Source organism: Isoptericola sp. 178, assembly GCF_030586525.1.
In the GTDB taxonomy this organism is placed as follows: Bacteria; Actinomycetota; Actinomycetes; order Actinomycetales; family Cellulomonadaceae; genus Isoptericola; species Isoptericola sediminis.
Genome location: NZ_JAUQYN010000002.1, coordinates 453768 through 474513 on the forward strand (window position 1 = coordinate 453768; position 20746 = coordinate 474513).

Below are 20746 nucleotides of genomic sequence, written 5' to 3' on the forward strand. Positions count from 1 at the left end.
CCGACACCTGCAACGCCGCTGCAACGCTCGCCGCCTAACGTCGCCGGCACGACGCGACGACGCGTCGTCATCATCCCGTCCACCGGACGCGGGTGGTGCGGTGAGCACTGCGAGGAGGCAGGACGCCATGACCGTCTACACGGCACCGGGACAGCCCGGGTCGATCGTGGAGTACCGCAGCCGCTACGACCACTGGATCGGCGGCGAGTACGTCCCCCCGGCGAGCGGGGAGTACTTCGAGAACCCCACCCCCGTCACCGGACAGACCTTCTGCGAGGTCGCGCGCGGCAACGCCGAGGACATCGAGCGCGCCCTGGACGCCGCGCACGGCGCCGCCCCCGCCTGGGGCCGCACGTCCGTGACCGAGCGGGCGAACATCCTCAACGCCATCGCCGACCGCATCGAGGCCAACGTCGAGAAGATCGCCGTGGCCGAGAGCTGGGAGAACGGCAAGGCCGTGCGCGAGACGCTCGGTGCCGACATCCCCCTGGCCGTCGACCACTTCCGGTACTTCGCCGGCGCGATCCGGGCCCAGGAGGGGTCGATCTCCGAGATCGACGGCGACACCATCGCCTACCACTTCCACGAGCCGCTCGGCGTCGTCGGGCAGATCATCCCGTGGAACTTCCCGATCCTCATGGCCGTGTGGAAGCTGGCCCCGGCGCTCGCGGCGGGCAACGCCGTCGTGCTCAAGCCGGCCGAGCAGACCCCGGCCTCGATCCTGTACCTGATGGACATCATCGGCGACCTGCTGCCGCCGGGCGTCGTCAACGTCGTCAACGGGTTCGGCGTCGAGGCGGGCAAGCCGCTCGCGTCCTCGTCGCGGATCCGCAAGATCGCCTTCACCGGCGAGACGACGACGGGCCGCCTGATCATGCAGTACGCCTCGGCCAACATCATCCCGGTGACGCTCGAGCTCGGCGGCAAGAGCCCGAACGTGTTCTTCTCCGACGTCGCCTCGGCCCAGGACGACTTCTACGACAAGGCCCTCGAGGGCTTCACGATGTTCGCGTTCAACCAGGGCGAGGTCTGCACCTGCCCGTCCCGGGCGCTCATCCAGTCCGACATCTACGACCAGTTCCTCGGCGACGCGCTCAAGCGCACCGAGGCGGCCGTCCAGGGCAACCCGCTGGACACCGAGACGATGATCGGTGCCCAGGCCAGCAACGACCAGCTCGAGAAGATCCTGTCCTACATCGACATCGGCCAGGCCGAGGGCGCCAAGGTACTCACCGGCGGGGCGCGCGCCGACCTGGGCGGGGACCTGTCCGGCGGCTTCTACGTGCAGCCGACGATCTTCGAGGGCAAGAACTCGATGCGGATCTTCCAGGAGGAGATCTTCGGTCCCGTCGTCTCGGTCACCGACTTCGCCGACTACGACGACGCCATCAAGATCGCCAACGACACCCTCTACGGGCTCGGGGCCGGCGTCTGGACCCGCAACGGCACGACGGCCTACCGGGCCGGCCGCGACATCGAGGCCGGCCGCGTGTGGACGAACTGCTACCACGCCTACCCGGCCGCGGCCGCGTTCGGCGGGTACAAGGGCTCCGGCGTCGGGCGCGAGAACCACAAGATGATGCTCGACCACTACCAGCAGACGAAGAACCTGCTCGTCAGCTACTCCGGCGTGCGGGACGGCTTCTTCTAGGCCGAAGGAGGATCGATGACCGACGCCGGCGGGCCCGAGGGCCCCGCGCGCGTCGCCGTCACCGACGCCGCGGCCGAGCTCCTGGCTCGGCTGCGGCGCCGGCACGGCGAGCTGATGTTCCACCAGTCCGGTGGCTGCTGCGACGGCTCGAGCCCCATGTGCTACCCGGCCGGTGACTTCCTCACCTCGGACGCCGACGTGCACCTGGGCGACCTGGCGCTGTCCGACGGGGAGGAACCCTTCACCGTCCCGGTCTGGATGAGCAGGGCGCAGTTCGAGTACTGGAGCCACACCCACCTGACGATCGACGTGGTGCCCGGCCGCGGAGCCGGGTTCAGCGTCGAGGCGCCGGAGGGCGTGCGGTTCCTCATCCGGTCGCGGCTGCTGACCGACGCCGAGCTGACGGCACTGGGCCGCTGAGGCACGGCGCCAGGGCGCCCGGGGCTGCGTCGTCGCCCCGGGCGTCCTAGCGTCGTGCCCATGGCGCAGGACGAGCACGACCCTCACGACGGCCGGGGCGAGCGGTGGTCGCAGGACGTCACCGACCACTCCGACGCCCTCGACCTCGAGCACGACGTCTTCACCCTGGACGACCCCGCGGCGATCGCCGCGTCGCTGAAGCGGTCCGCCGAGGCCAGCGACCGGCGCAAGGGGTCGGCCTACTCCTCGGCGATGTCGATGCTGACGTTCTACCTCAACCGGGCCGGGCGCAACCTGCCGCCCGAGCGCCGCGAGGTGCTGGAGCAGGCCAAGACCGAGCTCCGGCGCGCCTTCGGGCGGGAGTGACCGTCCGGCGGCGTTGACCTGGGCATCGGTCCGATGCCCGGTGGGGTGTCGCCGGGCCGTGCGGACCCGCTATGTTGCACCCCGTGAGCACCGAAGCAGAGGCCCTCCCGTCCGTGTCGTCGCTCCCGGCGTGGCTCGTGCCGTCCGTGTACCTGAACTGGTCGACGGACTGGCTGCGCGAGTCGGTCGCCATCGCGACGCGTTCCCGCGAGCACCACCTGCCCGGGGGACCCGACGGTCCCAAGCGCGGGGACGTCGTGGTGACCGTCCTCGGCGAGGCCGGGGTCGTCGCCGCGGTCGAGCTCATGGGAGCCTCCGACGGCGACTCCTGGGTGACCGACGAGCTCTTCGGCCCGGACCGCCCGATCGTGTGGGCGGACCTCTTCGACGGTGCCGACGCCTACATCGGCTCCTCCGGCTGGCTGCCGGCCGAGCACGCCCGCGCCGTCCTCGACGGGGTCGCCAACCAGTTCCACGACGGTCCGGTGCACACGATCGACCCGGGCGACTGCGGCGCCGGCGAGGCCGCCTCGGACGTGCACGCGCTGCGCATCATCGGCCACCGGGCGGTGACCGGGTGGGCGCTGCGGCGCGAGGAGCGCTGCGCCACCTGCGAGCAGTTCGTGGACGTGCGCGAGATGCAGGCGCACGACGACGGCGCCGTGCGGCTCGGGACGACCACTGCCGGCGGTCGCACCCTGGAGCAGGTCATCCGCGACGTGCACCTGCTGTGCTCCCACTGCCACGAGCTGATGCACGAGCACTCGGTGACCGCACAGCGCAACCGGCTGCGCCCGCAGTGCCCCGGCTGCGGCATGCGCGGCAAGACGAAGCGCATCGTGTGGGGCATGACCTTCTCCGAGGACGTCGTCAGCGCCGAGCCCGACGTCGTCTACGGCGGCTTCGAGGTCCCGGTGCCGACGCCCGAGTGGTACTGCACCGACTGCCACGCGAACTTCGGCAGCACCGTGGTCGCCTCCCGGGTCCTGGACGCCGACGGCCCCGCCGTCCCGCAGCCCGTCACGGGCACCATCTCGATGGTCGGTGATGACGCGCTGACGGCCGGTTCGGCCACCGACGCGCCGCGTCCCGCGGACGACGACCCCCGCTGGGAGCCCCACCCGGGGATCTGACAGGTCTCGACCCCGGCCGGCCCTCCGTCCCGCGACGGGGGCCGGCCCGGCCGGTCAGGCGGCCAGGGGCCGGAGCTGCTGGCGGTGCCGGACGACCCCGTGCCGACCCGCCGCCGGGACGTGCGGGGTGAGGCGCAGCGGCATCCCGGCCTCCAGCGGCGTCCGGTTCGCCTTGCGGTGGTTGCAGGCCTCGCAGGCCGCCACGAGGTTCAGCCAGGAGCTGTCCCCGCCGCGCGACCGCGGGATCACGTGGTCCACGGTCTGGGCCGGCCCGCCGCAGTAGGCGCACTCGCCGTCGCGCTGCTTGACGCCGTCCTTGGTGACGGTCGGCCGGGTGCCCCGGTAGATCCATCGCATCGCCACGTAGCGCACGAGCCGCAGGACACGGGGGAGCGGGTAGGGGCCGAAGGACCTCCCGTCGACGGACTCCTCGACCACCGCGACGCCGCGCACCAGCATCGTGATGGCGTGCTTGACCGACACGCGGTGCAGCGGCTCGTAGCCGGCGTTGAGGACCAGCACGTCGGCCACGGTCCTGCTCCTTCCGGTGCGGTGCGCACGGGCCGGTGGACCGGTGCGCTCTCGGCGGCTCCTCGAGGGGTCGGTGTCGGGTGCGGCGGCGATCCGGGCAGGACCTCCGGACAGGCCGGTCTGTGGCGCCTGTCACGGAAAAAATATGAGCGCCTGGCCGGGAAGTCCAGAGTTTTGGGCAGGATCGACCTGACGATGGCCCGGAAGATCCTGTTTCGGGCGGAAAACGACGACGTCTGCCGACCGGTACGGCTAGGGAGCCTCCGACGTCAGGCGGTCGACGGCGTCGGGCAGATCGGCGAGGGCGTCGGCGGCCCGCCGTGTCGCGGCGCGGGCGAGCCGGTCGTACGGCGCGGGGTCCTCACCGTGGGCCGCGGCCTCGGCCGCGTGGTCCCGGGCGAGGAGCGCGAGCAGCAGCGCGTCGCGGTGGTCCCCGAGCGACGACTGCAGCGTCTTGCCCGCCGTGCCGAGCTCCTTCGCCCGCGAGCCCAGCACCTTCGTCGGGGTGCGCGTCACCGCGCGGGCCCCCTGGGAGAGGCGCCGTCCGGCCTTGCGCAGCCGGTGGGCGCGAGCCAGCAGGTCGTCGAGCGCCGCCCGGTCGTCCAGGTCCTCGACGGTGACCTCGGCCAGGGCCTGCAGGTCGAGGTCGGCCGCGGCGCGGCCGACCCGGTCGACGGCCTTGCGCAGCCGCTGGCGGGCGACCTTGCCGGCCCGTCGGTCCGCAGCCTTCCCGCGCGGCGGCTCCCGGACCCAGCGGATCAGCTCCGCCGTCGTCGCACGCATCTGCAGCCCACCGGCGTAGTCGACGAAGCGGGCGTGCGCAGCCGCGTGCTCCCGGTCGAGCTCCGCCACCAGCCGCGCCCGGGCGTCCCGCGAGACGCTCGCCGCGGCGCCGACCGACTCGACGTCGGCCCGCCGCACCTCCAGGTCGCGCGCCTCGCCCAGCACGTCGCCCAGCTCGGCGAGGCGACGGCGCAGCTGCTTCACCTCCTTGCGCTCGAACACCGGACGGTAGACGGCCAGCACGGTGCGCAGCCTGCGGACCGCGGTGCGCAGCCGGTGGACGGCGTCGTCCTCGTCCGCGAGCGCGGGCGGGAGGCGCTGCTCGATGCGCCGGACGTGCTCGGCCACGATCGTGGTGAAGACCTCGCCGGCGGGATCGGCGCTGTGTGGAGGTGCCATGATCCCGTCAGGCTAATGACCCGGCGTCGTCCATCGCGAGCGGACGCACCGCCGAGCCCGATCCGACGAACAAGCCGTGCAGCCGGAATCCGTGCGTGGCGGCCTGCTCCCGCAGGGCGGCGTTCCAGGCCCGGTCCGCGTCGGTGATGGTGTCGTCACCGGGCCGGCACAGGACCGCGACGACGCTGCCGCCCGCCGCGGACTGCTCGGTCACGGAGGCGATCACCATGCCGAACCGGCGGGCGTCGTCGACGTCCGGCTTCTCGGGGACCTCGCGGACGGGGACCAGCACACCGGTGGCGCGGTCGTCGCTGCGGATCCACGACAGGCACAGCGTGCGGGAGCGGGGGAGCGCGGCGGCGGCGAGGGTCGAGGCGAGGGCGAGGCGGTCGTCGTCGGTGAGGACGAGGTCGCCGGGGCGGATACGGGTGGGCGTGGTGTCCATGGCGGTGACGATCGCGCACGGGACGGACCACTGCCGCCGTCGTCCACAGGCATGTGCTCGCCGGATCTTCCGGAGAGGCTGGGGGTGACCGTGGAACGGCTCGACCGGTCAGGCGAGCCCCATCGCGCGGGCCACCTCCTCCTCGGTGACCTGCTCGGGCACCACCACCGCGCCGGAGAGCGAGACCTTCGACTGCAGCAAGCGCTCGAGGCCGACGATCGCGGTGAAGAACACCACGTTGTTCAGGATCGGCACCAGGCACAGGACCAGGGACACGAGGCTGACGACGAAGCCCGCGACGGCCAGGCCGTTGGAGGGGGCGGACGCGGCAGGTGCAGGCGCGGGCGCCTGCGGGTACGGGGTGGACATGGTCATCCTCTTTCGGTCGATGGTGGCTTCAGTCCTCGACGACGATCAGGTCGAGGCCGGAATCGGGGTGGTAGGACCAGGTCGCCGTGAACCGGCCCCGGGTGTCGCTCTGATGCCCGTCGAGCGCGCGGGTGGTACCCATGAGCTCGGTGACGCGAGCCGGTGTCCCGAGCTCGCTCAGGACGCAGGCGAGGTCGTCGAACGTGGCGCCGGAGTAGTCGTCGGAGCCCTGGACGTCGAGCATGAGCGTGGTGCCGCCGTCCTCGAGCCGGATGCCGTCAACGGCTCCGCAGCTGTCGTAGGCCGCCGACAGCTGAGAGCCCGACGCAGCGGGCGGTGGTGCGGCAGCCGACGGCGGTTCGTCCTCGGCGCCGAGGGCGGACCATGTGGCGGCACTCCCGACGGCGGCGCCCAGGACGAAGGCGATGCCGGCGACGAGCACGGTGCGCCGCCCGCTGGTGGCAGCGGTGGCGGCCGCGGCGCGGTGCTGAGGCTGCTCGGGGTGAGGGCCATGCGTGGCCCCCTGGGGCGCGTACCGCCGGACGATGGCGGAGGTGACCCGGTGCCCGGGCTCGCGCAAGGGAGCCATGCAGACCTCGCCTGAGGTATCACGGCCCCGTACGAAGCCGTCCCGTCTGCTGCTGCCCTGGAGGCTCTGCGCCAGCAAGTCCGTCAGAGCCGAATCCGATACCCCGCGAACGCCTTAGCATCGGTTCCGCAATCTTCCGATGCTAACCTGGACGCGTGTCATCGGATACGACATGGCCCGTGTTCGGCATCGAGCTGCTCGACTGGGAGCCCTCGGACGTCGAGTACGGCCCGCGCGCGGGCCGCAGCCGTCGCCGGGGATCGTACGAGGCGGCCGTGCCGGCGCGCATCGCAGACGCCGAGCTCCGTCTCGACGGGCCGACGGCCGCGCTGGTCGCCGAGGCGAGTTCCGAGATCGCCCGTCTCGACGGTGAGTCGCTCGGCTCCCTGATGTCGTTCGCCTCGCTCCTGCTGAGGACCGAGGCGGCGAGCTCGTCTCAGATCGAGAACCTGACCTCGTCCCCGAAGGCGATCGCCCTGGCGGAGCTGGGACGCCGGGGCCGAGCCGACGCCGACGAGATCGTCGCCAACGTCGGCGCCATGACGCGCGCTCTCGACGTCGCCGACCATCTGGACACCGACGCCATCCTGACGATGCACCAGGTCTTGATGAGGGACCACATGCCGGGCCCCGCCGGTGTGTGGCGGGACGCGGCCGTCTGGATCGGCGGCTCTGCCCGGAGCCCGCACGGGGCGGACTACGTGGCGCCGCGGAGCGACCTGGTGCCGGGTGCCATGGAGGACTTGGCGGCCTTCATCGCGCGCGACGACGTTCCCGCGCTCGCCCAGGTGGCCGTCGCGCACGCCCAGTTCGAGAACATCCACCCGTTCCCGGACGGCAACGGGCGCATCGGCCGTGCCCTCATGCACGCCCAGCTGCGCCACGCAGGCCTGACCCGACACGTCATCGTGCCGATCTCGGCCGGGCTGATCGCCGAGACCGAGCGGTACTTCGCGGCCCTGACCGCGTATCGCTCCGGCGATCCCGTGCCGATCGTCACCGAGGTGTGCGAGGCGGTCTTTCCGGCGTTGCAGAACGCACGTGAGCTCATGCGCGACGTGTCCGACGCCCATGCGCGGTGGGTGGGAATCATCCGGGCCCGTCGCGGTGCCGCCGCCTGGCGCCTCGCGGACATTCTCGTCGAGCGCCCCGTGATCGACTCCCGTCTCGCCGCGGAGCTCCTCGGCGTCACGACGGCGAACGCCCAGGTGGCCATCGACCGTCTCGTCGAGGACGGCGTCCTCGACCAGATCGGACGGGGAGCCCGCGACCGGGTGTGGCAGGCGGTCGAGGTGGTCGAGGCGATGGAACGGTTCGCGGACCGTTCCCATCACCGCCTGGTGTGAAGCGCCGCAACTTCGCCGCTTCGGAGGCAGATTGGGCCGATTGGCCCTAGGTTGTCCAACGACCGATGCCAGAAGTGCTCCCGGGCAAGAACGCGGAGTCGGGATCGACGGCGACGAGGCCCGGAACGCACCTGGTGTGAACGCGATCCGCCACGAGGTAGGAGATCAGGTGTCCGAGCAGCCGCCCGTCGCCACTGAGGAGAGGCCGGAACACGCCTCCCCGGAGAAGCCGGATGATGTCCCGCCCCGTTCCCGGGGCGGTGTTTTCCTGAAGGCCTTCCTGGGCGTGATGCTCGGCATCGTCGGCGCGCTGGTGCTGCTCGTCGTGCTGGTCTGGGGTGCCATCCGGACCGAGCTGATCTCGTTGCCGGAGCTGGAGAACCCCTTCGCCACCGAGGAGGTCGACCGCTCCGACCGGCCGGTGCTGCTGGGCATCCAGAACCTCGCCCGGTTCGTCGCGGCCCAGGGGAACTACCAGGTGGTCGTGGACCTGGAGCAGGACACGAAGTACGTGCCGGACTGGCTGATGGGCGAGCGCACGATCTTCCTCGCGGATGGTTCGGTCGAGGTCTACGTCGACTTCCGCGACCTGCCCGAGGAGGCGGTCGTCGTCTCCGAGGACGGTTCCACCGTGACGGTCACCCTGCCGGAGCCCGCGCTCGCGGAGCCGCGGATCGATCTCGAGCAGAGCAGGGCGCTCTCCGACTCGCGAGGTCTGATCAACCGCGCCGAGGACTTCTTCGCCGACGACGACGGCAGCCGCCAGCAGACGCTCCTGAAGGCGGAGGAGATGCTCACCGCTGCCGCCCGGGAGAGCGACCTGGAGAGCCGCGCCGAGGAGAACACGCGCAAGACGCTCGAGGGACTGATCGGCGGGCTGGGCTACGAGACGGTGGAAGTCGTCTTCGAGGGGTCGGCGGGCTGACTCGCTGGCGTCGGTGGAGCAGTGGGCTTTGCGCGGCACTACCCCGAGCCGCTCACAGCCACGACTCGGCCCGTGCCTCGTCGATCTCCGCTTGCCTACGACGGGCTCGATCGGCGAGGCCGCCGAAGAACCGCTTGTGGCCTCGCTCGCTCGGGCGACGCCGTCCGTACCCGTGTTGACCGCTCTTGCCCGGAGTCCATTGGACCGCTCGAGGGTGTCCGCGCTGCGTCGTCGGGCGGCCTCGTCATCGTCAACGACATGCTGCTCACCGGCTACGACTCGCCGTCGCTGCACACGCTCTACCTCGACTGGCCGCTGCGCGGTGCGCTGCTCATGCAGACGCTCGCCCGGGTGAACCGGACCTTCCGCGGCAAGGATTCGGGGCTGCTCGTCGCCTCCGTGCCCGTGGCCGAGCACAAGTACCCGCCGGACAAGCGGCAGGACGCCATCGTGCTGGTCATGAACCAGTTGGAGGCGTTGGTGACCCACCGCGCTGCGTGACCGCCGACGGCAGGCGGCGAGCCGACCCGCCCCGATCTACGGTGAGGTCGTGCGCGTGCTGTTCGCCTCGACGGGCAACCTCGGCCATTTCCTGCCGCAGGTTCCGCTCGCCCACGCCGCCGGAGCGGCCGGGCACGAGGTCCGCGTCGCCGCCCCGGCCGGCTTCGCCGACCAGGTCGCGCGGGAGGGCCTCGTCGTGGCGCCGTTCGACGAACCGTCGTCCGACGCGATGGGCCGTGCGTTCGGCGGCATGGCCGGCCTGTCGATGGAGGCCGCCAACGAGCTGATGATCCGGGAGATCTTCGGGCGGCTCGACGGCGGTGCCGCGCTGCCGCGGCTGCTCGACACCGTCCGCTCGTGGCGGCCGGACCTTGTGGTCCGCGACCCCTTCGAGCTTGCCTCACTCGTCGCCGCGGAGGCCGAGGGAATCCCGCACCGGAGCGTCGGGCTCTGCCTCGACGGACTGATCGCAAGCACGGCGCCTTGGTTCACCGACCCGGCGGAGGAGCTGGGTCGGCCCCTCGGGCTCGACGCCGACGGGTTGATCTCCGCGCAGCGTTCCGCGCCGTCCTTCACCGTGCTGCCGGCGTCGTTCGACGACCCGCCGTCGGGCGGGCGCGACGTCGTCCGGTTCCGGCCCGGGCCCACGACGGACGCGCCAGAGGGACGCGGCCTCCCTCCGGAGACGTCGGATCTTCCGCTGGTGTACGCGAGTCTGGGGACCGTGGCAGGCACGATGCCGTCCGCCGAGCAGACCTACCGCGAGCTGCTCGCCGCCCTGGCGTCGCTGGACGTCCGCGTCCTGCTCACCGTCGGCCGCGCTCTGGACCCCGACCGGCTGCGTCCGTGGCCGGACAACGCTCACGTCGAGCAGTGGTGGCCCCAGGAGGAGGTGCTGCCGCACGCGGTGGCCGTGGTCGGTCATGGGGGCTTCGGCACCACCGCGGCGGCCCTGGCCGCGGGCGTGCCCCAGGTGGCTGTGCCGCTGTTCGCGCTCGACCAGTGGTTCAACGCCCGCCGCCTGGACGAGCGCGGCCTCGGAAGGATGGTCACCCCGGGAGAGGACTTCCCGGACCGGCTCGGCACGGCCGTCGCGGCGGTCCTCGACGACGCGGACGTCCACGCGACGTCCGAACGCGTCGCCGGGGAGATGGCGGCGCACCCGCCGACCACCTCCGTCGTCGACCGACTGGTCGCGCCCGCTGACTGACCACGCTGGGGCACCGGGGGTCGCACCCCGGCAGACGCGACGGCGGCCCGCCACCTGTCGGTGACGGGCCGCCGTCGCGTGTGCTCGGCGCCGCCGGGTGCGCCGAGCGGAACTGCTCAGCTGAAGTAGCGGGCGTAGGCGCTCGTGGTGAGGAACGGCGGGAACTCGTCGCCCAGCGAGACCTCACGGAAGATCGTCACGGCCTCGTCCAGCCGGTCGCCCGGGGTGCGGGGCGTCGTCCGCAGGAACTCCTGCAGCATCGACTCGCACCGCTCCCGGGTGATGACGGTCCCGTCCTCGGTCCGGGTCCCGGAGTGCATCCACTGCCAGATCTGCGACCGGGAGATCTCCGCCGTGGCGGCGTCCTCCATGAGGTTGTCCAGCGCCGCGGCACCGGTGCCCCGCAGCCAGGAGGCGATGTACCGCACGCCGACGGAGATGTTGGTGCGCAGACCGGACTCGGTGATGGTCGCGCCCTCGCGTCGCGCGGAGGCGATGTCGAGCAGCTCGGCCTGACCCACGGTCACGTCGTCGCGCTGGCGGTCGACCTGGTTCTCCCGCTCGCCGAGCACGGCGTCGAACGCCTCCCGGGCGATGGGGATGAGGTCCGGGTGCGCCACCCAGGAGCCGTCGAACCCGTCGCCGGCCTCGCGCTCCTTGTCCGCGCGGACCTTGGCGAACGCCTGCTCGGTGACCTCCGGGTTGCGGCGGTCGGGGATGAAGGCGCTCATGCCGCCGATCGCGTGCGCACCGCGCCGGTGGCAGGTGGCCACCAGCAGCTCGGTGTACGCCCGCATGAACGGGGCGGTCATCGTCACCTGCGCCCGGTCCGGCAGCACGTAGGAGTCGCCGCGGGACCGGAAGCACTTGATGACGCTGAACAGGTAGTCCCAGCGGCCGGCGTTGAGCCCGGCGCAGTGGTCGCGCAGCTCGTAGAGGATCTCCTCCATCTCGAACGCGGCCGGCAGGGTCTCGATGAGCACCGTCGCGCGGACGGTGCCCCGCGGGATGTCGAGGGCGTGCTGGGCCAGCTCGAAGACCTCGTTCCACAGCCGCGCCTCGCGGTGGCTCTCCAGCTTCGGCAGGTAGAAGTACGGGCCCCGGCCGCGGGTGATGAGCTCGCGGGCGTTGTGGAAGAAGTACAGACCGAAGTCGACCAGCGACCCGGACGCCGGCTGGGTGGAGCCGTCGGTGCCGGTGTACGCCAGGTGCGACTCGAACAGGTGCCAGCCGCGCGGCCGGAACACGATCGTCGGCATCTCGGTCAGCTCCGAGGTGCGCAGCGCGTAGTGCTTGCCGGGGGTGCGGCCGCCGTCGGGCGACGGACCGTCGAACGACAGCTCGCCGCGGATCGCCGAGCGCAGCGCGCGCTGGCCGCCGATCACGTTGGCCCAGGTCGGGCTGGAGGCGTCCTCGGCGTCGGCGAGCCAGACCTTGGCGCCCGAGTTGAGGGCGTTGATGGTCATCTTCGGGTCGGTCGGCCCCGTGATCTCGACGCGGCGGTCGGACAGCCCGGGCGCCCCGGTGGAGCCGGCCACGCGCCAGGACGGGTCGTGCCGGACGGGCCGCGTGGTGGGCAAGAAGTCCGGGTCGGTGCCGTCGGCGATCTGCCGGGTCCGGCGCTGGCGGGAGAGCAGCAGCTCGCAGCGCGTGTCGGCGAAGTGGTCGTGGAGCAGGGCCAGGAACTCCAGCGCCTGCGGGGTGAGGATCTCCTCGTCGCCCGGGGCGATCGGGCCGACGACGTCGATCGTGCCCTCGGCCACGGTGGCCGAGTCGGCCAGCGCGATGCCGCGCGGCGGGGTGGCGGGCGAGCCGGTCGAACGACCGGACTGGGTGCGGGGCAGGTCGGCGGTGGTGGTCATGGCGGACTCCTGATCGAAAAGGGGGCCGGGCGTCCCGGTCCGGCGGGCGCGACGTGCGCCGGACCGGGACGCCCGAGGCGAGGGGTGAGTCAGAACTGAGCGGCCTCGGTGGAGCCGGCGAGGGCGAGGGTGGCGGCGTCGGGGTTGAGAGCCGTGGACACGCGGTCGAAGTAACCGGTGCCGACCTCGCGCTGGTGCTTGGTGGCGGTGTAGCCGCGGGACTCGGAGGCGAACTCGGCCTCCTGCAGCTCCACGTAGGCGGTCATCTGCTCACGGGCGTAGCCGTGGGCCAGGTCGAACATGGAGTGGTTGAGGGCGTGGAAGCCCGCCAGGGTGATGAACTGGAAGCTGAAGCCCATGGCGCCGAGCTCGCGCTGGAACTTCGCGATCGTGGCGTCGTCGAGGTGCTTCTTCCAGTTGAACGACGGCGAGCAGTTGTAGGCCAGCATCTGGTCCGGGAACTCGGACTTGACCGACTCGGCGAACTTGCGGGCCAGCTCGAGGTCGGGCGTGCCGGTCTCCATCCAGATGAGGTCGGCGTACGGGGCGTAGGCGTGGGCCCGGGTGATGCAGGGCTCGATGCCGTTGCGGACCTTGTAGAAGCCCTCCGACGTGCGCTCGCCGGTGAGGAACTGCTGGTCGCGCTCGTCGACGTCGGAGGTGATGAGGGTGGCCGCCTCGGCGTCGGTGCGGGCGATGACCACGCTCGGCACGTCGGAGACGTCGGCGGCGAGCCGCGCGGCGTTGAGGGTGCGCACGTGCTGCTTGGTGGGGATGAGCACCTTGCCGCCGAGGTGGCCGCACTTCTTCTCCGAGGCGAGCTGGTCCTCCCAGTGCACGCCCGCGGCGCCGGAGGAGATCATCGACTTCATGAGCTCGTAGGCGTTCAGCGGGCCGCCGAACCCGGCCTCGGCGTCGGCCACGATCGGGGCCAGCCAGTTGCGGGTCGGGGCGCCGTTCTCCTCGACGTCGATCTGGTCGGCGCGCAGCAGCGCGTTGTTGATGCGCCGCACGACGGCCGGCACCGAGTTGGCCGGGTAGAGCGACTGGTCGGGGTAGGTCTGGCCCGAGAGGTTGGCGTCGCCGGCCACCTGCCAGCCGGACAGGTAGATGGCCTTGAGCCCGGCCTTGACCTGCTGCACGGCCTGGTTGCCGGTCAGCGCGCCGAGGGCGTTGACGTAGTCCTCGGTGTGCAGGAGCTCCCACAGCAGCTCGGACCCGCGGCGGGCCAGCGTGTGCTCCTCGCCGACCGAGCCCCGCAGCGCGATGACGTCCTCGGCCGTGTAGTCGCGGGTGACACCGGCCCAGCGGGGGTCGGTAGCCCACTGCTCGGCCAGGGCCGCGGCGGTGGTGACCTGGTCGCCCGTGCGCGGGGTGGTGGTCGTCGTCCCGTTCGTGGAACCGGTCTCGAGGGTCGCGGTCATCGTCGTCGCCTTTCGTCGTGCGGTCCGTCGCGGTGCGGACGGACCGCCTGCTGCCTGTCTGGCGAGGGGGTCCGACGGCGGTCCTCGCGGTGGTGAGCACCGCCTCGAGTTCCGCCGTCGTCGTCCCTCGGTATCGACTCTGCGCCCTGCGCAACCCCTGTGGCGAGGTTCTGAGAGAAGAACTTTCTCGGTTCTTCTCCTTGGCAGAAGGAGTGGCGCATGTCACCCTGGGGCATGGCCTTCACGACGACGTCGCGGCCGCCGGCGACGCCCCCCACGCCGCCCCCGGCCGAGTCCGAGCCCGACGCGCTGACGATCGGGCGACGCATCCGCCACCTGCGCCTGCAGCGGGGCATGACCCTCGGAGAGCTCGGAGAGGCGGTCTCACGTGCCCCGTCGCAGATCTCCATGCTGGAGAACGGCAAGCGCGAACCGACGATCGCGCGGCTGCAGGCGGTGGCGAAGGCGCTGGGCACCAGCGTCGACGACCTGCTGTCCCCCGAGGCCCCCTCGCGACGGGACGCCCTGGAGATCGAGCTGGAGCGGGTGCAAAGAGGACCGCTCTTCTCCGCGCTCGGGGTGAAGCCGGTGCGGGTGGGCAAGTCGCTGCCGACCGACGCGCTGGAGGCGATCGTCTCCCTGCAGGCCGAGCTGGAGCGGTTGCACTCCGAGCGGGCGCTCACCCCGGAGGAGGCCCGCCGCGCCAACACCGACCTGCGTGCCGACATGCGCGCGCAGGACAACTACTTCCCCGACCTGGAGATCGTCGCGCGCAGCCTCCTCGACGACGTCGGGCACACCCACGGCCCGGTCCCGCAGCGGGCGGCCGTGGACATCGCCTCGCACCTGGGCTTCTCCATCCACTACGAGTCGGACCTGCCGCACTCCACCCGTGCGGTCATCGACCAGCGCCACCGGCGCGTCTACCTGCCCAGCAACGGCATCCGCGGCCGGTCCGACGCCCGCTCCGCGCTGCTGCAGGCCCTGGCGTCGCACGTCCTGGAGCACACCGAGCCGCGCGACTACGGCGAGTTCCTGCGCCAGCGCGTCGAGGCGAACTACCTCTGCGCGGCGCTGCTGCTGCCCGAGCGGGAGGCGGTCAAGCACCTGCGCGAGGCCAAGGACGCCCGCGCGATCTCCATCGAGGACCTGCGCGACGCCTTCGCGGTCTCCTACGAGACGGCCGCGCACCGGTTCACCAACCTCGCCACGCGGCACCTCGGCATCGGCGTGCACTTCATGAAGGTCCACGAGTCCGGGGCGATCCACAAGGCCTACGAGAACGACGGCGTCCGGTTCCCGGCCGACGCCCTGGGCACCGTCGAGGGTCAGCACGTGTGCAAGCAGTGGACGGCCCGGGTCGTGTTCGACGTCAAGGACCGCCTGAGCCCGTACTACCAGTACACCGACACCTCGACGGGGACCTACTGGTGCACCTCGCGGGTCCAGGACACCCCGGACGGGCAGTTCTCCGTGAGCGTCGGTGTGCCGTACGCGCAGGTCAAGTGGTTCCTGGGGCGGGAGACGACGGCGCGGTCCACCTCGCGCTGCCCGGACGAGTCGTGCTGCCGCCGGCCCTCGCGGCCGCTGGCCGAGCGCTGGGACGGCAACGCCCTGCCGAGCGCACGCCCGCACGCCTCCATGCTCGCGGCGATGCCGTCGGGGGCGTTCCCCGGCGTGGACACCACCGCGGTCTACGAGTTCCTGGACCGGCACGCGCCGGCGGAGTAGGCGGGGCCGGGACCTTCCCTGCGGGGCGCCGTGCCCGGGGTGTCGCGCCGAGCGCGCCGCACCACCGGGCACGGCGTTCTCGTCGTGCGCCCCGTGGGCCTGACGGCAGCCGGTCCCAGCGATAGCATCGGGACGACCCGAGACCCGGGTCACGGTCCCGACGGAGAACGAAGAGGTTCATGACCGACGAAGCTGCTCTGCGCCCCGAGATCCGGGATGCCGTGGACGACCTCCCTGCCGACCTGCGGCGCTGCGCCAACCACCTGCTGAGCGTCTACACCGACGACGACATGACGGAGCGGGAGCCCCGCGACGTGGTCGGTGCGGCCGCGTCCACCTGCCGGTTCGCGCACCGGCGCGACCCGGGACAGACGCTGGTGCGCGCCTTCACCCCGACGCTGCGCGAGGACGGCTGGACGTCGCGGCGCACCGTCGTCGACATCTGCACCGACGACGTGCCGTTCCTGGTGGACTCCGTCGACGGCGCCATCGCCCGCCACGGCGGGACGGTGCACCTCATGCAGCACCCCGTGGTCGGGGCGCAGCGCGACGAGTCCGGCGAGCTGCAGGGCCTCCACGCCCGCGGCGGTCTGCCCGAGTCGTGGATGCACGTGGAGACCGACCGCATCACCGACGACGACGACCGTGAGGCGCTCGTGACGCGGCTGCAGGAGGTCGTCGCCGACGTGCACGCCGCCGTCGAGGACTGGAGGGCGATGCGCCGGGCATGCCTCGACATCTGCACCGACCTGCGCGTGCAGCCGCCGCCCACCGCCGATCCGGCGACGGTCGCGCCCACGATCGAGTTCCTCACCTGGCTCGCCGAGGACCACTTCACCTTCCTCGGCTACCGCGAGTACAGCCTCGACACCGTCGACGGCGAGGACGTGTTGCGCCCCCTGTCGCACACCGGCCTGGGGATCCTGCGCAAGCCCACCACCGACATCGTGCACCTGCGCCCCGAGGCGCAGCGCACCGCGCGGGAGCCGCGGCTGCTGACGATCACCAAGGCGAACTCGCGGGCCACGGTGCACCGCGACGTCTACCTGGACTACGTCGGGGTGCGCACCTTCGACGACGAGGGCAACGTCACCGGCGAGCGCCGCATCGTCGGGATCTTCACGTCGGCCGCCTACGCCTCCTCGGTGCTGACCCTGCCGATCGTCGCCGCGAAGGCCCGCGCCGTGCTGAGCGCCTCCGGGTTCGCCCCGACCTCGCACTCCGGCAAGGACCTGCTGCAGGTGCTGGAGCAGTACCCCCGCGACGAGCTCTTCCAGGACAGCCCCGAACACCTGCACGACGTCGCCAGCCAGGTGATCCGCCTGCGCGAGCGCCGGCAGAGCCGCATCTTCCTGCGCGCCGACGAGTTCGGGCGCTTCGTCTCGGCGCTGGTCTACCTCCCGCGCGACCGGTACAACACCACGGTGCGGCTGCGCATCGAGGACCTGCTGCGCGAGGCGTTCGCCGCGGAGCGCGTGGAGCACACCACCCGCGTGGACGACTCGCCCCTGGCGCAGCTGCACTTCGTCGTGCGCGTCCCGAAGGACACCGGGATCCCCGCGGTGGACGAGGAGGACCTGCAGCGCGGCCTCGAGGACGCGGTGCGGACATGGACGGCGGCGCTCGTGGACGAGCTGCACCACGTCCACGACGAGGAGACGGCGGCGCAGATCCTGCACCGGTACGGCACGGCTTTCTCCGAGGCGTACAAGGAGCACATCACCCCGGCGGCGGCCGTCGGCGACATCGGGCGTCTCGAGGGGTTGACCGAGGCCGAGCCGATCGCGGTGCACCTGTACACGCCGGAGGACGCCGACCCGAGCGTGCGTCGGCTGACCGTGGCGTCGCTCCGCGAGCACCGGCTCACCTGGGTGCTGCCGCTGCTCACCGGCCTCGGCGTCGACGTGCTCGACGAGCGGCCGTACACGGTGCAGCCCGCGGACGGCTCGACGCGGTACATCTCCGACTTCGGCATCACCGCGCCCGACCCGGCGCTGTGGCAGGCCGAGGGGGCCGCCGCTGCGCTCGAGGACGCGTTCCGCGCCGTCTGGTCCGGCGCCGCGGAGAGCGACGGACTCAACGCGCTCGTCCTGCGGGCCGGCCTGCCGTGGCGCGACATCGTGATCCTGCGGGCCGTCGGACGCTACCTCCGTCAGGCCGGGTCGGCCTTCTCGATGGAGTACATCGACGAGGCGCTGATCGCCCACCCGCAGCTCGCCGCCGACCTCGTGCAGCTCTTCGCGCTGCGGTTCGACCCCGATCTCGACGAGTCCGACGGCGATCGCGACATGAGGGCCGCGCGGGCGAGCGTCGACCTGCTGGAGGCCTTCGACGACGTCGCCAGCCTCGACCACGACCGCATCCTGCGGTCGTTCCTCGGCGTCATCAACGCGATGCTGCGCACGAACTTCTACACCCGCGACGACGCCGGCGACCCCAAGCCGTGGGTCTCGATGAAGCTCGACTGCTCGCGCGTGCCGGACCTGCCGCTGCCGCACCCGATGGCCGAGATCTGGGTGTACTCCCCACAGGTCGAGGGTGTGCACCTGCGGTTCGGCAAGGTGGCGCGCGGTGGCCTGCGCTGGAGCGACCGGCGCGAGGACTTCCGCACCGAGGTGCTCGGGCTGGTCAAGGCCCAGATGGTCAAGAACGCGGTCATCGTCCCGACCGGGTCCAAGGGCGGCTTCGTCGCCAAGCAGCTGCCGGACCCGTCGGACCGGGCTGCCTGGCTCGCCGAGGGGAAGGCGGCCTACCGCACCTTCATCCGCGGCCTGCTGGACGTCACCGACAACCGTGACGGCGGCGAGGTGGTCCCGCCGGAGCGCGTCGTGCGGCACGACGGCGACGACCCGTACCTCGTCGTCGCGGCCGACAAGGGCACCGCGTCGTTCTCGGACATCGCCAACGGGATCTCCGCGGAGTACGGCTTCTGGCTCGACGACGCCTTCGCCTCCGGCGGGTCGGACGGCTACGACCACAAGTCGATGGGCATCACGGCCCGCGGCGCCTGGGAGTCGGTCAAGCGGCACTTCCGCGAGCTCGGGCACGACACCCAGACCGAGGACTTCACCGTGGTGGGTGTCGGCGACATGTCCGGGGACGTGTTCGGCAACGGCATGCTGCTCTCGGAGCACATCCGGCTGGTCGCCGCCTTCGACCACCGGCACGTGTTCGTCGACCCCGACCCGGACGCCTCGACGTCGTACGCCGAGCGGCGGCGGCTGTTCGAGCTGGCCGGGTCGACCTGGGACGACTACGACCGTGAGCTGATCTCCGCCGGCGGCGGAGTGTTCCCGCTGTCGGCGAAGTCCGTGCCGGTGAGCCCCCAGATGGCCGAGGCGCTCGGGCTGGACCGCGGCGTCACGGCGCTCACCCCGAACGAGCTGAAGCGGGCCGTCCTGCTGGCTCCGGTGGACCTGCTCTGGAACGGCGGCATCGGCACCTACGTCAAGGCGTCGACGGAGACGAACGAGGACATCGGCGACCGGGCGAACGACGCCATCCGGGTCGACGGGTCCGCGCTGCGCGTACGGGTGATCGGCGAGGGCGGGAACCTCGGCGTCAGCCAGCGGGGCCGGATCGAGGCCGCGCTGTCCGGCGTGCAGGTGAACACCGACGCGATCGACAACTCGGCGGGGGTGGGCACCTCCGACCACGAGGTCAACATCAAGATCCTGCTGGGCGCGGTGATGCGCGAGGGCCGCCTGGACATCACCGACCGCAACAAGCTCCTGCAGTCCATGACCGACGAGGTCGCGGCCCAGGTCCTGCGCGACAACTACGAGCAGAACGTGCTGCTGGGCAACTCCCGGGCCAACGCGGCGGTCATGCTGCCCGTGCACGCACGGCTGATGACCTCGCTCGAGGAGCGGGGCGACCTGGACCGTGCCCTCGAGGTGCTGCCCGGTCCGGCCGAGATCGCCGAACGGATCGAGCAGCGGCAGGGACTCACCCGCCCGGAGTTCGCGGTGCTGATGGCCTACGCGAAGCTGGCCCTCAAGGACGACCTCAACGAGACAGACCTCGCCGAGGACCCCTGGTTCGCCCGCACCCTGGCCGACTACTTCCCGACGGAGGTCCGCGAGCTGTTCCCCGACGACCTCGTCGACCACCCGCTGCGCCGCGAGATCGTCGTCAACGCCGTCGTGAACTCGATGGTCAACCGTGGTGGCATCACGTTCGCCTACCGGGCCGCCGACGAGACCGGTGCCCCGACCGAGCAGGTCGCCCGGGCGTTCGTCGCCGCGCGCGAGATCATGGACCTGCAGGGCTTCGTGGAGGTCGTGGAGGCCACGGACAACGTGGTGTCCTCCCAGGTGCAGACCGACCTGTACCTCGAGTTCCGCCGGCTGCTCGACCGGGCCGCACGGTGGTTCGTCCAGCACCGGTCCGACCTCATCGACGTCGGCGCCGAGATCGAGGCGTTCGCCGAGCCCGTGCGGTCCTACACCTCGCGGCTCGGTGAGCTCTACCAGGGCGAGGAGCTGCGGCAGTACCAGGCCGAGTTCGCCTCCCTCGAGGAGGCGGGGTGCGGTCCCGAGCTCGCCCGGCGCGGCGCGAGCCTGCTCGGCGCCCTGCCGCTGCTCGACGTCGCCGAGCTCGCGGCGACGCGCGAGTGGGACCTGGACGAGGTGGCGCAGACCTACTTCACGCTGTCGGGCCGGCTCGGCGTGCCGGACATGCTCACCCGCGTCTCGGCCCTGCCGCAGGACGACCGCTGGGACTCGATGGCCCGGGCCGCGCTGCGTGACGACCTCTACGCGGTCACGATCGCGCTGACGGCGTCCGTGCTCGAGCACACCGATCCCGGGGACGCCACGGAGCGGATCGACGCCTGGATCGCGGCCGGGGGGACGACCGCCGAGCGGGCCCTCCACGCGATGGCCACGGCCGATGCCGTGGAGGACCCGGGGATCGCGACGCTGTCGGTCGCGCTGCGGCAGCTGCGCTCGCTCGCCCGCTGACCCGCGCTGACCCGCTCACCGCTGTGGGCAAGTAATATGGGGCCCCCCCCCGGCGGTGGGGCGCCTCCTTGATGCCCACCCCGGGCCGGGCGGCCGG

General features: G+C 72.1%; 17 protein-coding genes. 10 read left to right on the forward strand and 7 right to left on the reverse strand.

Annotation, left to right across the window (positions count from 1 at the left end; translation table 11 throughout):
* The first annotated feature begins 127 nt into the window (after nucleotides 1-127).
* The 4 genes from Q6349_RS06630 to Q6349_RS06645 all read left to right on the forward strand — a co-directional run bounded on the left by Q6349_RS06630 (nucleotide 128) and on the right by Q6349_RS06645 (nucleotide 3570).
* Nucleotides 128-1651 (forward strand): aldehyde dehydrogenase family protein, encoded by a 1524-nt coding sequence (locus Q6349_RS06630; protein WP_304603404.1) that lies wholly within the window; start codon nucleotides 128-130, stop codon nucleotides 1649-1651.
* A 15-nt stretch (nucleotides 1652-1666) separates the two neighbouring features.
* Nucleotides 1667-2071 (forward strand): DUF779 domain-containing protein, encoded by a 405-nt coding sequence (locus tag Q6349_RS06635; protein WP_304603405.1) that lies wholly within the window; start codon nucleotides 1667-1669, stop codon nucleotides 2069-2071.
* A 60-nt stretch (nucleotides 2072-2131) separates the two neighbouring features.
* A complete protein-coding gene (locus Q6349_RS06640) occupies nucleotides 2132-2437 on the forward strand; it encodes a DUF3175 domain-containing protein (protein ID WP_304603406.1) in 306 nt (101 codons plus the stop codon).
* An 83-nt stretch (nucleotides 2438-2520) separates the two neighbouring features.
* Complete coding sequence (locus Q6349_RS06645) at nucleotides 2521-3570, forward strand: hypothetical protein (RefSeq protein ID WP_216077580.1); 1050 nt, start codon at nucleotides 2521-2523, stop codon at nucleotides 3568-3570.
* 54 nt (nucleotides 3571-3624) lie between these two features.
* Here the strand turns inward: Q6349_RS06645 and Q6349_RS06650 are convergent, their stop codons facing one another.
* From Q6349_RS06650 to Q6349_RS06670, 5 genes are all read right to left on the reverse strand, one after another.
* The gene (locus Q6349_RS06650) at nucleotides 3625-4101 is read right to left on the reverse strand and encodes an HNH endonuclease (RefSeq protein WP_171247301.1); all 477 of its coding nucleotides are present in this window, start codon (nucleotides 4099-4101) and stop codon (nucleotides 3625-3627) included.
* 252 nt (nucleotides 4102-4353) lie between these two features.
* Nucleotides 4354-5283, reverse strand: a complete 930-nt coding sequence (locus tag Q6349_RS06655; protein WP_304603407.1) for a CHAD domain-containing protein — start codon at nucleotides 5281-5283, stop codon at nucleotides 4354-4356.
* A 7-nt stretch (nucleotides 5284-5290) separates the two neighbouring features.
* Complete coding sequence (locus tag Q6349_RS06660; protein WP_304603408.1) at nucleotides 5291-5728, reverse strand: hypothetical protein; 438 nt, start codon at nucleotides 5726-5728, stop codon at nucleotides 5291-5293.
* Nucleotides 5729-5836: 108 nt separating this feature from the next.
* A complete protein-coding gene (locus tag Q6349_RS06665; RefSeq protein WP_304603409.1) occupies nucleotides 5837-6097 on the reverse strand; it encodes a hypothetical protein in 261 nt (86 codons plus the stop codon).
* A gap of 28 nt (nucleotides 6098-6125) precedes the next feature.
* Nucleotides 6126-6686, reverse strand: coding sequence for a hypothetical protein (locus Q6349_RS06670; RefSeq protein ID WP_304603410.1), 561 nt, complete (start codon nucleotides 6684-6686; stop codon nucleotides 6126-6128).
* A gap of 179 nt (nucleotides 6687-6865) precedes the next feature.
* Here Q6349_RS06670 and Q6349_RS06675 point away from each other — a divergent pair, with 179 nt between their 5' ends.
* From Q6349_RS06675 to Q6349_RS06690, 4 genes are all read left to right on the forward strand, one after another.
* Entirely contained in the window at nucleotides 6866-8032 is a 1167-nt protein-coding gene (locus tag Q6349_RS06675) for a Fic family protein (RefSeq protein WP_304603411.1), read from the forward strand.
* A 289-nt stretch (nucleotides 8033-8321) separates the two neighbouring features.
* Nucleotides 8322-8957, forward strand: a complete 636-nt coding sequence (locus tag Q6349_RS06680) for a DUF4230 domain-containing protein (protein WP_304603412.1) — start codon at nucleotides 8322-8324, stop codon at nucleotides 8955-8957.
* A 258-nt stretch (nucleotides 8958-9215) separates the two neighbouring features.
* Entirely contained in the window at nucleotides 9216-9458 is a 243-nt protein-coding gene (locus Q6349_RS06685) for a hypothetical protein (protein ID WP_304603819.1), read from the forward strand.
* Nucleotides 9459-9507: 49 nt separating this feature from the next.
* Nucleotides 9508-10668, forward strand: a complete 1161-nt coding sequence (locus Q6349_RS06690; protein WP_304603413.1) for a glycosyltransferase — start codon at nucleotides 9508-9510, stop codon at nucleotides 10666-10668.
* A gap of 116 nt (nucleotides 10669-10784) precedes the next feature.
* Here Q6349_RS06690 and aceB read toward each other — a convergent pair whose 3' ends face one another.
* Entirely contained in the window at nucleotides 10785-12530 is a 1746-nt protein-coding gene (gene aceB / locus Q6349_RS06695; RefSeq protein WP_304603414.1) for a malate synthase A, read from the reverse strand.
* 89 nt (nucleotides 12531-12619) lie between these two features.
* The gene (gene aceA, locus Q6349_RS06700; protein ID WP_171248422.1) at nucleotides 12620-13954 is read right to left on the reverse strand and encodes an isocitrate lyase; all 1335 of its coding nucleotides are present in this window, start codon (nucleotides 13952-13954) and stop codon (nucleotides 12620-12622) included.
* Nucleotides 13955-14188: 234 nt separating this feature from the next.
* Between aceA and Q6349_RS06705 the strand changes: the two genes are divergently transcribed.
* Both Q6349_RS06705 and Q6349_RS06710 read left to right on the forward strand, forming a co-directional pair.
* On the forward strand, nucleotides 14189-15685 hold the full coding sequence (locus Q6349_RS06705; RefSeq protein WP_304603794.1) for a helix-turn-helix domain-containing protein: 1497 nt from the start codon (nucleotides 14189-14191) through the stop codon (nucleotides 15683-15685).
* A gap of 179 nt (nucleotides 15686-15864) precedes the next feature.
* Nucleotides 15865-20649: an NAD-glutamate dehydrogenase gene (locus Q6349_RS06710; protein ID WP_304603415.1), complete on the forward strand. Its 4785-nt coding sequence runs from the start codon at nucleotides 15865-15867 to the stop codon at nucleotides 20647-20649.
* Nucleotides 20650-20746 lie beyond the last annotated feature (97 nt).